Source organism: Xenorhabdus kozodoii, from assembly GCF_002632875.1.
GTDB lineage: Bacteria > Pseudomonadota > Gammaproteobacteria > Enterobacterales > Enterobacteriaceae > Xenorhabdus > Xenorhabdus kozodoii.
The window spans coordinates 18,305-32,119 of record NZ_NJCX01000031.1 but is presented as its reverse complement, the minus strand read 5'-3'; the positions used below and the strand labels follow the sequence as shown (position 1 = coordinate 32,119).

Genomic DNA, 13,815 nt, shown 5'->3' with positions numbered 1-13,815 from the left:
GTGGCGGCGGTGTGCAGGTGTACTCATGGTTAATCAACTCTTATGATGGAATGGTGGGGCATTATTATTGCACGAAATTTCTCATGACGACACTATCTAAGTCCTGATCCACTTTTCTTTTCCACTTTGATCTGAACTGGAATTCGCTCTTTTAATGCTTCTACATGGCTAATTACCCCGATTGTTTTTCCTGATGCATTAAGGTGATCCAGGGCATCCAAAGCGATATCCAGAGTTTCAGGATCAAGCGTGCCAAAACCTTCATCAAGGAACAGGGATTCTATTTGTACTTTATTACTCACGAGATCGGATAGGGCGAGCGCAAGGGCAAGGCTGACAAGAAAACTTTCTCCTCCAGAAAGCGTTTTGGTATCCCTGATAGCTTCCGCTTGCCAGGTATCAATGACTTGTAATTCCAGACTGCCGTCATCTTTGCGTTGCAAATAATAGCGGCCATGTAATTTGTCTAACCGGATATTTGCCAGATGCACGAGATGATCCAAGGTTAAGCCCTGAGCAAAACGGCGGAATTTAGCGCCATCAGCCGAGCCAATGAGATTATTGAGATAGCTCCAGTCATCATATTTTTGTTGCAGGAGTGCGATCTGTGCCAGTAACTCTTGCTGTTGTTGGCGGCGGGTTGCATCACTGTTCAACAGGGTTCTGACTTCACCTTGTTGCTGGTTGTTATGTTTCAACTTAGCTGTAACGTCGGTCAATATGGCAGACAATTGCGGGGGTTCGTACTGATTAAGTAACCGTGGCTGCGTCTCTGTATGTCGTTGTAAGGCCATTTCTGATTCATGATGCCGTGTTGATGCTTGCCATTGTTGCTGCTCAAGTTTTTCTTGCAACTGTTGTAATTTTTCCCGCTGCTCTGGCGCCAATAAGGCACGTTCAAACGCAGATTGATCGGAGAAACCTTGTTGCTCCAACCCTGCTTGAAAGCGGTTAGTGGCGAGTTTGCAGTCTGCTTCGATAGTTATGTAGTTTTTTTCTATTTCGCGGGCTGCACCGGCTAATTGGTTCATCTTGTTTTGCAGTTCTTGCAGATGGAAAACCGCCTGCTGGTAAGCGGTTTCCAGTTCATGAGCCTTTTGTTGCAAGCCGTGACGAACGTCAGTGACGGATTGTTCACCAAATAGATGGTGACGTTCCTGACGAGTCTGCTCCAATAACTGTTTTTGGTGTTGTTGCTGAACATCTAAAGCATGAAGGTGAGTGGATAGCTTATTTTTTTGTTTCTCTAATTCACTCAGTTTGCTTTGTAAGCCGGCTTGCTCTTTTTGTAATTGTTGCCATCTTTCACGAGATTCATGGTAATTGTTTAATTCCTGTTCACGCTGTTGTAACCAGCTCTCTGCTTCTTGATGGGAAGGTAAAATGAAGGGTGTCGATTGTAATTCGTCCCTTAGTTGTTGTTCTGTTGCCGCATAATCGGTTTCTATTTGTTGAATTTCAGATGTTTTTTCTGCCAATTGTTTTTGGGCTGCATCGTGTTTGAAGTATTCCAATTCAATATTTTTTTCATATTCTTGACATTGTTCACGATTGGTGGAGAGTGTTTTTTCGGCTGCTTGACAGGTTTTTTCCGCCTGTAAAAGGAGTTCCTGCTGGGCTTGGTGCTGATGATAAACAGATTGCCGTTGGCCGATAAAATCATTAACCGCATCTGTATCTATCGGCAAATCTGTAGCCTGTAATTGTTGGCAATGGTGTTCCCATTGTTTAGCCAATTCGGTCAATTTAGCGGTGAGTTTTGCAATATTTTGCTGCAATTGTTGGCAATGCTGCTGCTGAATTTGTTGTTTTTGTTGCAGGGCCGCACGATTTTCTTGGCACTGTTCAATCTGTTGGCGCAGAATTTTTAATCGTTCTTCTGATTGTGGCAGAGCAATATTTTGGTATTCATTGATTAAAGGATGGTGAGTTGAACCGCAAAGAGGGCAAGATTCACCTTCTTTTAATTGTGAACGTTCTTTTTCCAGGTTAACGATCTGCTGCTCTAAGCGAACGCGATTATCAAGATCTTCATAATGTTGCTGTTTTTCGGCTAATTGTTGGTTGAGGGTTGCGATTTGCTCCGGTAACTGTTTTATCGATTCTTGCCATTGTGTCAATTGATGTTGATCGGCAGAGATCGCTGCCTGTTGCTGTTGGATCAGCGGCAGTAAAATTTCCAGTTGGTTCTGTGATGCCAATTGTTGCTGATAGATTGATAAATATTTTTGTCGTTGCTCTAAAGGATGTTTTTTCTGCAAAGCAATAAGCTGACTTTCAGCATTCGCAAAATTATTGCGTAATATTTGGTTCTGTTCTTTTTGTTTTGCTAATCCAGTATTCAGTGAATTCAAATGTTCGGTGGTGCGGGTGATCGCTGCGGTAATTTGCCGTGTGCTTTGTCTAAGTTGATTTATTTGGGTTTGCCGCTCTTGCTGGCGGGTCAGTCGCTGTTTCCATTCAGGCAGTTTACTGTCCAAATTACGGTAATGGGGATGATCCTCGTGGTAGGCTTCCCGCTTTTTTTGTTCTTCGTTTATGTTATCTATCTGATTTTTAGTGTTTTTATACTGAGATTGGCTCTCGGCGTATTCACGGTTTTGTCGCGTAATTTCTCTCTCAAGCGCCAGAAGATCTTTTGATTGAATATCGATTTTATGATCGAGTGGCGTAATGTGTTCTGAGATGAGCTTTTCCTGTTGATTTTGATATTGTTGATGCGCTTCTCGGTTTTTCTCTGCCTGCGTAAGCTGTTGCTTGGCAGGTTGCAGCAGTGCCAATTGTTGTTGGCACTCATTTTCTATTTTTATACGTTGTTCAATCAGGCGCTGTTTTTCCTGGTGTGCTCGGTTTTGTACATCCCATAGTGGACGAATTTTTTCTGCCGGCTCGCTGATAGCCAGTTGTTGTAATTGAGGTTGTGCTTCTTGAAGGGCTTGCTTGGTTTGTTGCAAAAGTAAGGTATTTTTTGCCAGAGATTGTTGTAGTTCATCCCTTCTAATAAGCCACTGTTCGGCAACCTGTAATGCTTTAATTTGCTGGCTGAGTTCACTTTCTTCTGCAATAAGCTGTTGTTGCTGATTTTTATATGCTTGCTGCTGCTCTGGGGTGAGTAATTCAATCGAGGAGGCTTTGGCCTGTTGGATATTTAGCTCAGATTGTGCCTCCTTATGGCGTTGATAAATTTCCTGGGACAAAATGCCGTAAATTTCGGTGCCTGTTAGCTCTTCCAGTAAATCTGCCCGATCTTTATCTTGCGCATTTAAGAATGCGGCAAAATTTCCCTGTGATAACAGCATGGATTTGGTAAAACGACCAAAATCCAGCCCGGTTATTTCGGCGATTTTTTCTTTTTTCTCTGGAATTTTATCAGCCAGAATTTTTCCCTCTTTTTTGAGGGCTAATTCTCCTTTTGGGGGTTGCAGTTTACCATTGGCCTGATTGTGGGCACGGCGCTGACTCCAAAATGCCCGATAAGCGACACCTTTGACTTCAAATTCGACTTCGGCAAGGCACTCAGCGGAATGACGGGTCATTAATTCATTCTGAGAGGCAGAAATGGTGCCGAGCCTTGGTGTTTCATGGTAAAGGGCAAGGCAAATGGCATCCAGCAAGGAGGTTTTTCCTGCGCCCGTAGGGCCGGTAATGGCGAATAATCCGTGGCTGGCAAAGGGTTCTGCCGTAAAGTCAATTTTCCATTCGCCTTGCAAAGAATTAATATTTTTCAGCCGTAAGCTAAGAATTTTCATCGCGTGTTCTCTTGATGTTATTGCTGAGAAATATCGTCCAGCGTTTGTTGAAACAGGGTGGTCAGGCGTTGTTTTTGGGCAAGATCGTCGATTTCTGCCAGCGCCAAACGGCGTGCAAAAACATCATTGACGCTTAGCTCGGTAAGTGTTTCTTTATTTTGTTCGGTCAATGATAGTTGGCGCATGCCCCTACTGCGGCGCAGCAGGATGATCTCAACAGGCAGTCCTTCGCTGAGAGACTGGATACGTTTTTGGATATCGGGCAGGTAATCTTGGGTTGCGACTTCAATATCCAGCCAAACAGGACGTTCTCCCTGATATTCCTTGAACACGTGTAATTGCTCTTCGATTTGTTTCAAGTCACCTCGAATAATCTGCATGGGCTGATAATGTGGGATCGGTAATAGCGTGATGTTATCGAGTTTGCCTGATTTAAAATCCACAAGACAGACACTTTTCTCTTGTCCCACTTCATCAAAACTCAGTGGAATAGGGGAGCCGCTGTAACGGATATGTTCTGATTTGCCGATGAGTTGTGGGCGATGGATATGCCCCAAGGCAATATAGTCAGCCGGAGGGAATGCCTGTGCGGGGAAGGCCTCTAATGTACCGATATAAATATCGCGAACAGAATCCGTAGTGGATGCACCTACTGTCGTGAGGTGACCCGTGGCAATAATCGGTAATGGCTGGCCAAACTGATCCCGTAATGCACAGGCTTGTTGATAGAGCCTGTGATAATGTTCGGTGATGGCATCTTGTAGCGCTTGCTGTTTTTGTATTCCTGATTGCCCCGCCTGACTGGTCATGACATCCCGTGGACGCAGGTAAGGAATAGCGCAGAGGATCGCGCCTGCATTGCCATCCCTGTTATTTAGGATCTTTATCTGCTGGGCTATATCTTCGGTTTCAGCATTGGCAATCACGGTGGTATTTAGGTAAGAGAGAAGGGATCTTGATTCGTTGAGTGTGGCAACGGAATCGTGGTTTCCTCCAAGAATAACGAGCTGGCAGCCTGTAGGCTGTAGTGCCACAATGAATGTGTTATAAAGTTCGCGGGCATAGCTGGGAGGAGAGCCGGTATCAAAAATATCACCGGCAATAATTAACGCATCAACTTGATATTGTATGATTTTTTCAATCAGCCACTGCAAAAAGTGCTGATGTTCAGCGGCACGGCTTTTAGTAAAGAAATACTGACCAAGGTGCCAGTCAGATGTATGAATGATTCGCATAATTTCCCTGCCTGTGACTTATTGCTCGTTTCAGGGGCTAATTATAATGGCAGCTTGGCGGATGTCCTGTGTAATTTGATAGCCTTGATTGAATTTTCGAGCGACTTCGCATCCATAATGAAATATGACAAAGGTGCCCGATTTTCTTTGGGAGCCAGTTTGTTTCTTGGTGATTGAGAAGTCAGGGGTTTCATAAAAATGTCATAAAATTGACTCATAATCTTTTGCAGTAAAAGTCACTGACCTTAATGATATTAACGGGATTAACCATGGTTAAACGCATTTTGGTAGTTGAAGATGAAGTTCCGATTCGTGAAATGGTCTGTTTTGTTTTGGAGCAAAACGGTTATCAAGCTATTGAAGCCGAAGATTACGATACGGCAATAAGACGTTTATCCGAACCTTATCCTGATTTGGTCTTGCTGGATTGGATGCTGCCCGGCGGTTCAGGGATACAACTAATACGTCAGATGAAGCGTGACAATAACACCAAGACGATCCCTGTCATTATGGTTACCGCGCGAACAGAAGAAGAAGATCGGGTAAGTGGCTTAGATGTCGGTGCCGATGATTATATTACGAAGCCTTTTTCACCTAAGGAATTGGTTGCCCGTGTTAAGGCTGTGCTGCGCCGCATTTCACCTATGGAGGCGGAGGACATTATTGATATGGATGGATTGATTCTGGATCAATCATCCCACCGCGTATCCAGTCATGGGCAAGATCTGGAAATGGGACCCACGGAATTCAAACTTCTGCACTTTTTTATGACTCACCCTGAACGTGTTTATAGCCGTGAACAATTACTCAACTATGTGTGGGGAACAAATGTTTATGTGGAAGATCGCACCGTTGATGTCCATATCCGACGCTTGCGCAAGGCGTTGGAAATAGGGGATCACGATAAGATGGTACAGACTGTGCGTGGTACAGGTTATCGCTTTTCTACCCGTTATTGATGGGGGATATTGGTGTTGGGCGGTAATTCAATTTTAGCGTTTTCATTCTGGAGTAAGCTGGCGTGCTTGAGCGTTTAACCTGGAAAAAGCTGGTATGGGGTCTGGTGCTTTTCTGCTTGCCTGCGGTGATGTTGTCCCTTTTTATCGGTCACTTGACATGGCTGCTGGTCATTGCGCTATTTTTGGCTCTGGTATGGCATGGTTACAATTTGCTGAAATTGTCCGATTGGTTATGGCTGGAACGCAATATGTTACCGCCAGTCGGTCGCGGCGGCTGGGAACCTATCTTTTATGGTATTTACCAGATGCAGCAACGCAATCGCAAACGGCGCCGTGAACTTGCATTACTGATCAAGCGCTTTCGCAGTGGAGCTGAATCATTGCCGGATGCTATTGTGATCATGACGACGGAAGGCCATATTTTTTGGTGTAACCGTCTGGCACAACATTTGCTGGGGTTCCGCTGGCCTGAGGATAATGGTCAGCATATCTTCAACCTGCTTCGTTATCCTGATTTCAGCCGCTATATCACAGCGAATGATTTTTCCCGCCCTCTATCTATCGAGTTGAATAATGGCAATATGATGGAATTTCGTATTATGCCTTATGCTGAGACGCAATTATTGATGGTTGTGCGCGACATTACCCAAAAACGCCAGTTGGAAAATGCCAGACGGGATTTTTTTGCCAATGTGAGCCACGAACTCAAAACCCCTCTCACTGTACTGCAAGGTTATCTGGAAATGTTCGAGGATCAGGCGTTTGACAATAAGTTGAACCAGAAAGTTATCGGTACGATGCGAGAACAGATACGAAGGATGGATAGCCTGGTTCAGCAGCTGTTGCATCTTTCCAAAATTGAAGGGGGGCCACAAGTGGACATGAATCACGTTGTGGATGTTCCTAACATATTGAAAATATTGCAACGGGAAGCGTTGGCGCTGGGAAATGAGCAATATGACATTGTGTTTGATATTGATGAAAAGCTGAAAGTGTTTGGTAATGAAGAACAACTGCGTAGCGCAATGTTCAATCTTGTCTATAACGCGATTAGACATACACCAGCTGGAACGAGGATTGAGGTGAGTTGGCAAAATGTTTCTCAGGGCGCACTGTTCAAAGTGAAAGATAATGGCGGTGGGATTAGTGCGGAACATTTACCACGTTTAACGGAACGTTTCTATCGCGTCGATCGGGCTCGTTCGCGTCACACTGGGGGAAATGGGTTAGGTTTGGCGATAGTGAAACATGCATTACACCATTACAACGCCCATCTCGATATTTCAAGTACCTTAGGAAAGGGGTCAGTTTTTAGTTTTTTATTAGTGTCCCAGCTGATTGTTCCTAATAGGAACCACTGTGTAAAAAATGACTTATTAATCGATGTGGATAAAAAATGAACAAATCATATAGTGTGTATTCAATGATAGATAACAATAATAACTGCTTTTAAAAATCAGTTTGGAATATTGTTCTGGTTTTTGGATTACCACTTGCCTTTTAGCACTATAAAAGTTTTACTTGGGGGCAGTTATTGGCGATTCTAGCTGTCATTACCATTATCGTTTTGTACCTTGCGATTATCAGTGATTATATTATTGATCATTGGCTGTTAAATCAGAATCCGGTTTCGCCAGTGAAAACCCAAGTGCTTGCAATCGTTTCTGTTGCAAATGCATTTCTTTTGGCAATCATATATTAATAATCATTATGGCACACCGTTTATCATCTAAGGATATTTGGGCATTAGGCTTTATGACTTTTGCCTTGTTTGTTGGTGCGGGAAATATTATTTTTCCGCCTATGGTTGGCTTGCAGGCAGGAGAGAACGTTTGGATCTCAGCCGCCGGCTTTTTGCTAACCGCTGTCGGCTTGCCGGTCATTACTGTCATTGCTTTGGCAAAAGTGGGTGGAGGGATTGAAGCACTCAGTGCACCGATTGGAAAAACTGCGGGGCTGATCCTGGCAACGATCTGCTATTTAGCTGTAGGCCCCCTGTTTGCAACCCCCAGAACTGCAACAGTTTCTTTTGAAGTGGGTATTGCCCCCCTTACCGGAACAGGTGATCTTCCTCTACTAATCTATAGTGTGATCTATTTTGTCCTCGCGGTGCTGATTTCATTGTATCCGGGCAAACTGCTGGATAGTGTTGGCCATATATTGGCGCCAATCAAAATTGTCGCGTTAGCTATTTTGGGCGTTGCGGCGGTATTGTGGCCGGCAGGTGGCTCTGTTCCTGCTACTGAAACTTATCGGGAAATTCCGTTCTCAAATGGTTTTGTCAATGGCTATTTGACAATGGATACGTTGGCCGCAATGGTATTCGGTATCGTTATTGTCAATGCAGCCCGTTCCAGAGGGGTTGAAGCGTCTTCCCTGTTGACGCGTTATGCTATGTGGGCGGGCTTGATTGCCGGACTTGGCTTGACGCTGGTGTACCTCTCTTTGTTTAAGCTTGGGGAAGGCAGTGGCACATTAGTGCCTACTGCGGATACTGGGGCTGTAATTTTGCACGCCTATGTCCAAAATATTTTTGGTAACTACGGCAGCTTCTTCCTCGCGATACTGATTTTCATTGCCTGTATGGTGACGGCAGTTGGTTTGACTTGTGCTTGTGCTGAGTTTTTCAGCCTCTATTTGCCGCTGTCCTACCGTACCTTGGTACTGCTTTTAGGCACCTTCTCTATGCTGGTTTCCAACATGGGCTTAAGCCACTTGATTAAGTTCTCAATTCCAGTACTGACGGCGATTTATCCACCCTGTATCGTGCTGATATTACTGAGCTTTACAATCCGCTGGTGGAATAACTTCACACGCATTTTGGCTCCGGCAATGTCTATCAGTTTGCTGTTTGGGGTTTTGGATGCAATAAAATCTTCTGAATACTTAGCCCATTTACTGCCTGAGTGGGCACAGCATCTGCCATTGGCGGATCAAGGTTTGGCTTGGTTACTGCCGACTGTGTTCACTATTGTTGTGTGTGCTATCTATGACCTCATTGCAGGAAACGTAAAGCTCCCAAAGTATGAAGTGCAGTCTGAAGAGAAGTAAGAAGAAAGTTTATTCATGTTGAGCATGATATAAAGGGTGTTATAGATGATAAGGGTGAGCTGCCAAAAACAGCTTACCCTTATTTATTTGTGCTAATAACCGATAGCAGCACCGGCAGGTCGCCGTGCATCGTTGGCGCCGTAGATATAGCCTTCACGGACAATACCCGATACGGCTGAATCATTGCCTGATGATTCAGGAGTAACACCGGCAGCACCCGGCAATCCAATCATGATTAATTCTGCTGCTCCCCACGGTGTCTGTTCCACCATGTTGTAGCCCATTGTTTTCAATAAGTTTAACGTATCTTTCGACAGGCCACGTTGCTCATAATAGACTTCGTCAGGTAGCCATTGATGGTGGATGCGTGGGCTATTGACGGCTTCTTGTGGTGGCATATTGAATTCGATGATATTCAGGGCTGTTTGTAGTGTGATGGAAATAATGCGCGAGCCTCCTGGGGACCCTAAGACGAGAAAGATTTTATTATCTTTGGTTACCAGTGTTGGGCTCATTGATGATAGTGGGCGCTTACCAGGGGCAATTGAGTTAGTGGCACCTTGGACGAGTCCATACAGGTTTTTCTCTCCGACTTTAGTTGTGAAGTCGTCCATTTCATCGTTGAGGAAAAAGCCGGTTCCTGGTGCAATCACCCCGGCACCAAAGCGTCCATTGATGGTGTAAGTTGTTGATACTGCATTTCCTTCTTTATCTACCACGGAATAGTGAGTGGTTTCTGGTTTTTCATGGGGACCAATGCCGGGCTGAATATTCACCGATTTAGTGGCTTTATTGGGTTGGATCGCTTTTCTGATCGATTCGGCGTAGCTTTTACTTAACAGCCGCTCAAGCGGGTTGTGGATAAAGGCTGGATCACCCAGATAGGTATTTCTATCCATATAGGCGTGGCGCATGGCTTCTGTCAATGTGTGAACATAATCAGCCGAGTTGAATCCCATCGATTTAAGATCATAACCTTCAATAATGTTTAATATTTCGCATAGTGTCACGCCACCGGAGCTGGGAGGTGGAGAAGAGATGAATTTGTAACCCCGGTAACTACAGGTAACGGGGGCGGTTTCTGTGATGTGATAATTGGCGAAATCCGCTGCGGTAATAATGCCGCCTGATTTTTTGGATGCTTCTGCAACTAATTGAGGAATTTTGCCATGATAAAAGGCATCAGGCCCGTGTTTGGCAACCATTTCCAGCGTGTTGGCTAAATCGGTTTGGATGAGCCTATCCCCAGGCTTGAAGGGTGTACCATCTTTACGCAGGAAAATATGGGCAGCTTCTGGATCCTGGGCGAAACGCTTTACTGTAGTGTCCAGAATATCAGTATCGCCACGGGTCAGAATATAGCCTTCGCGCGCCAGTTTGATAGCAGGTGCCATGACTTGTTCGCGGGTTAAGGTGCCGTACTTTTTCAATGCCTCTTCAAATCCCATAACTGTACCTGGCACGGCAATCGCTTTATAACCATACAGGCTGGCACCTTTGATGACATTTCCGTCTTTATCCTGATACATATGCGCACTGGCCGCGGCAGGGGCTGTTTCTCGGAAATTAATAAAGGTATCTTTTCCATTAGCGAGATGGATAGTCATAAAACCACCACCGCCAATATTGCCACAGCAGGGATTAACCACTGCCTGAGCATATCCAACGGCAACCGCGGCATCAATGGCGTTTCCGCCCATTTTGAGAATATCTATGCCCGCTTGTGAAGCAAGACGTTGTGCACTGACAACCATGCCTTGTTTGGCTTCGACCGCAGGCTCAGTGGCAGAATAAAGGGGGGTAGAAACAAGTAGGGATATAGTAATAAGGGGTATTTTCCATGCTTTGAACATACGTTGTTCTCCTGAGCACAGGCCAATGATCATTGGTCAACTGTTAATGTATTTGAGTTTTTGTGGTCTTTTTGTTGCGAATACGTAGATCACCTTATCTAAAGCCCAGGATTTTTGAAAGATGATTTTCTGTGCGGAAGTCAATGAAACAAGAAATTTCAGGCTAAAAACCAGCCGACAGAGCGGCTGGTTTGACATGTTTTATAACATGATGTGATTAGCTGGGCGGCGATTACAGCTTGTCAGCGTTTTTAGTCAGGTATTTTGCTACGCCTTCTGGTGAAGCGCCCATACCTTCCTGGCCTTTTTCCCATTGAGCCGGACAAACTTCGCCATGCTCTTCATGGAATTGCAGCGCGTCAACCATGCGCAGCATTTCGTCAATGTTACGGCCCAGTGGCAGATCGTTAACTACCTGATGACGGACAACGCCATTTTTGTCAATCAGGAAAGAACCACGCAGGGCAACACCCGCTTCTGGGTGTTCGATGCCGTAGGCTTTCATGATGTCACGTTTGATGTCAGCCACCATTGGGTATTTGACTTCGCCGATACCACCTTCGTTGACTGGGGTTTTACGCCATGCGTTGTGAACGAATTCAGAGTCGAAGGATACACCCACAATCTCAACACCACGTTGTTGGAATTCTTCATAGCGATGGTCGAAAGCAATCAGCTCAGAAGGGCAGACGAAAGTGAAATCCATTGGCCAGAAGAAAATAACAGCAGGGCGGCCATTAAGGTGTTTTTTCAGATTGAAGTTATTAACAATTTCACCGTTACCGAGAACGGCGGCGGCTGTAAAGTCAGGGGCTTGGCGGGTTACTAAAACCATAATTGACTCCTGTGATTTTAAAAGGTGTTATGTAAAAACGAGTTACAGCATAAGGAATTAGGTTGTAGCAATAAAGAATAAAATACCAATTGATATAATAGGTTTCACCTATCAATAATCTGTTTTTAATTCTTTTTAGACTACATAAGATAAAGCTATTTATGAAAAGTTCAAGTTGCGAAATGTGAAAAGAGCAACGTTTTGGAAAATCGTTTAATTAAGTAGACACTTATTTGATGCCAGCTCCATCATGTCTGGATAGAACTGGCAAAATAGTGTTTCAAAATCAAGGTAATGATTTTCGATATCTTGATATGAACCGGCCAGTGCAGATAATTTCGGGCGTCGGTGCGCCATGCTTTGCAAGACATTGGCGATGCATGACATGTCGGCATAACGGATAAACAGGTTCTGTGACCAAATATAGTTATTCAATTCCTGAAATTTTTCAGGGGTTAAAGCAAGATGGGGTTCTATATTGCGGCGGGCAAAATAGACAAACTCAGGCAGGGAGTAATTTTTTTCAAACTGATCCCAATGCCGGGAAAGAAAGTGATCCCAGATGATATCAAGGGTTATAGGGGCAACACGCCGATATTCCGCGCGAAATAATTTGCGTGCTTCCACGACAACGGGATGTTTGTCCGTCAGGCTGTCTACCCGACGGTGCATACGGATACCCGCTACAATGTCAGAACTAAATGTGCCTTCTGGAGAGCCTCGGACGAAATCCGCCATTAAATTCCCCAACAAGGAGCTTTCCGCTAATGCAGCTAAATGAAGGTGTGCGAGAAAATTCATAGTGAGAGTATACCGGAAAGCGTGCACTTGTAAGTAAATAGTTAAACTCGACCGATGCTTCTTTGTTGCACCCTTGCGCTTGCAGCACTAGACTAGTCCGCCTGTTTTTTTGAATGATACAGATAAAATGCGTGTCGCTGATTTTACATTTGAACTGCCAGAAGAACTGATTGCTCACTATCCTCAGCCGCAGCGAAGTGCTTGTCGCCTGCTTTCCCTCGATGGTGAAACGGGTAAGCTGACGCACGGTATTTTTACTGATGTGCTGGATAAGCTGGAAGCGGGTGATCTCTTGGTTTTCAATAATACCCGTGTCATCCCTGCGCGCCTGTTTGGCCGCAAAGCGACGGGGGGGAAGTTGGAGGTTTTAGTCGAAAGGGTGCTGGATAATAAGCGAGTACTTGCTCACGTTCGTGCATCCAAGGCGCCGAAAGAAGGTGCTGAGCTGATCCTCGGTGAGACGGAAAGCATTAAGGCAACGATGCTGGCACGTCACGATACTTTGTTTGAAATCCGTTTCGATGATGAGCGTGATGTATTGGCCATTTTGGATCAGATTGGCCATATGCCCCTGCCTCCTTATATCGCTCGTCCTGATGAGGATGCGGATCGTGAGCTATATCAGACCGTTTATAGTGAACGCCCAGGTGCGGTCGCTGCCCCGACTGCCGGATTGCATTTTGATGAACCCCTTTTGGCCGCCTTGCGTGACAAGGGAATTGAGATGGCTTTTGTTACCCTGCACGTGGGGGCTGGTACTTTTCAGCCTGTGCGAGTGGAAACCATCGAGCATCATGTGATGCATGCTGAATATGCGGAAGTGCCGCAGGATGTGGTGGATGCAGTACTGGCATGTAAGGCGCGTGGCAATCGGGTGATTGCTGTCGGAACCACCTCAGTCCGCTCGCTGGAAAGTGCCGCGAAAGCCTGTCAGGATGGGATTATCGCGCCATTTTTTGATGATACCCAAATCTTTATCTATCCTGGATTTGAATATCAGATTGTCGATGCCCTGATCACCAATTTTCATCTGCCAGAATCCACACTGATCATGCTGGTTTCTGCGTTTGCCGGTTATCAGAATACCATGCACGCCTATAAAGAAGCGGTAGCAGAAAAATATCGCTTTTTCAGTTACGGTGATGCAATGTTTATTAATCGCAACCCAATGGCAGTAAAAGAGCGGGTATCAAAAGCGTGAACAACAGAAGAAACGCGGTCGATTTAAATTAAATGCTTTGCAATAAAAGATTTTAAAATCAAAAATACTCTTCATTTCAGCTGCGCTGATTTGAATGGCGTTTAAACGTAGCATCAGACTGTTTTTCTGAT

At 44.9% G+C, this 13,815-nt stretch carries 9 protein-coding genes; 4 read left to right on the top strand and 5 right to left on the bottom strand.

From position 1 onward, the window contains the following. Nucleotides 1-92: 92 nt before the first annotated feature. Both Xkoz_RS16975 and sbcD read right to left on the bottom strand, forming a co-directional pair. Nucleotides 93-3,749 (bottom strand): AAA family ATPase, encoded by a 3,657-nt coding sequence (locus tag Xkoz_RS16975; RefSeq protein ID WP_099143172.1) that lies wholly within the window; start codon nucleotides 3,747-3,749, stop codon nucleotides 93-95. A gap of 17 nt (nucleotides 3,750-3,766) precedes the next feature. After that, a complete protein-coding gene (gene sbcD / locus Xkoz_RS16970) occupies nucleotides 3,767-4,984 on the bottom strand; it encodes an exonuclease subunit SbcD (protein WP_099143171.1) in 1,218 nt (405 codons plus the stop codon). A gap of 269 nt (nucleotides 4,985-5,253) precedes the next feature. On the opposite strand from sbcD, the gene phoB reads away from it, so the two are divergent. The 3 genes from phoB to brnQ all read left to right on the top strand — a co-directional run bounded on the left by phoB (nucleotide 5,254) and on the right by brnQ (nucleotide 8,994). After that, nucleotides 5,254-5,943, top strand: a complete 690-nt coding sequence (gene phoB / locus Xkoz_RS16965; protein WP_099143170.1) for a phosphate regulon transcriptional regulator PhoB — start codon at nucleotides 5,254-5,256, stop codon at nucleotides 5,941-5,943. Nucleotides 5,944-6,005: 62 nt separating this feature from the next. Next, the gene (gene phoR / locus Xkoz_RS16960; protein ID WP_099143169.1) at nucleotides 6,006-7,343 is read left to right on the top strand and encodes a phosphate regulon sensor histidine kinase PhoR; all 1,338 of its coding nucleotides are present in this window, start codon (nucleotides 6,006-6,008) and stop codon (nucleotides 7,341-7,343) included. Between the two features lie 310 nt (nucleotides 7,344-7,653). Beyond that, nucleotides 7,654-8,994, top strand: coding sequence for a branched-chain amino acid transport system II carrier protein (gene brnQ, locus Xkoz_RS16950; RefSeq protein ID WP_099143168.1), 1,341 nt, complete (start codon nucleotides 7,654-7,656; stop codon nucleotides 8,992-8,994). A gap of 92 nt (nucleotides 8,995-9,086) precedes the next feature. Here the strand turns inward: brnQ and ggt are convergent, their stop codons facing one another. The 3 genes from ggt to Xkoz_RS16935 form a co-directional block, all read right to left on the bottom strand. Further along, the gene (gene ggt / locus Xkoz_RS16945) at nucleotides 9,087-10,847 is read right to left on the bottom strand and encodes a gamma-glutamyltransferase (protein WP_099143167.1); all 1,761 of its coding nucleotides are present in this window, start codon (nucleotides 10,845-10,847) and stop codon (nucleotides 9,087-9,089) included. 232 nt (nucleotides 10,848-11,079) lie between these two features. Next, the gene (locus Xkoz_RS16940) at nucleotides 11,080-11,682 is read right to left on the bottom strand and encodes a peroxiredoxin C (RefSeq protein ID WP_099143166.1); all 603 of its coding nucleotides are present in this window, start codon (nucleotides 11,680-11,682) and stop codon (nucleotides 11,080-11,082) included. Between the two features lie 213 nt (nucleotides 11,683-11,895). Further along, on the bottom strand, nucleotides 11,896-12,483 hold the full coding sequence (locus tag Xkoz_RS16935) for an acyl carrier protein phosphodiesterase (RefSeq protein WP_099143165.1): 588 nt from the start codon (nucleotides 12,481-12,483) through the stop codon (nucleotides 11,896-11,898). 127 nt (nucleotides 12,484-12,610) lie between these two features. On the opposite strand from Xkoz_RS16935, the gene queA reads away from it, so the two are divergent. Beyond that, nucleotides 12,611-13,684 carry a tRNA preQ1(34) S-adenosylmethionine ribosyltransferase-isomerase QueA gene (gene queA, locus Xkoz_RS16930; protein WP_099143164.1) on the top strand — a complete coding sequence of 358 codons (1,074 nt, stop codon included), beginning with the start codon at nucleotides 12,611-12,613 and terminating at the stop codon, nucleotides 13,682-13,684. Nucleotides 13,685-13,815: the final 131 nt, after the last annotated feature.

Bases quoted from the DNA above. Each gene is read 5' to 3' on its own strand.
- brnQ (WP_099143168.1), top strand. From the start codon at position 7,654: ATGGCACACCGTTTATCATCTAAGGATATTTGGGCATTAGGCTTTATG.
- ggt (WP_099143167.1), bottom strand. From the start codon at position 10,847: ATGTTCAAAGCATGGAAAATACCCCTTATTACTATATCCCTACTTGTT.
- Xkoz_RS16940 (WP_099143166.1), bottom strand. From the start codon at position 11,682: ATGGTTTTAGTAACCCGCCAAGCCCCTGACTTTACAGCCGCCGCCGTT.
- queA (WP_099143164.1), top strand. From the start codon at position 12,611: ATGCGTGTCGCTGATTTTACATTTGAACTGCCAGAAGAACTGATTGCT.
- Xkoz_RS16975 (WP_099143172.1), bottom strand. From the start codon at position 3,749: ATGAAAATTCTTAGCTTACGGCTGAAAAATATTAATTCTTTGCAAGGC.
- Xkoz_RS16935 (WP_099143165.1), bottom strand. From the start codon at position 12,483: ATGAATTTTCTCGCACACCTTCATTTAGCTGCATTAGCGGAAAGCTCC.
- sbcD (WP_099143171.1), bottom strand. From the start codon at position 4,984: ATGCGAATCATTCATACATCTGACTGGCACCTTGGTCAGTATTTCTTT.
- phoB (WP_099143170.1), top strand. From the start codon at position 5,254: ATGGTTAAACGCATTTTGGTAGTTGAAGATGAAGTTCCGATTCGTGAA.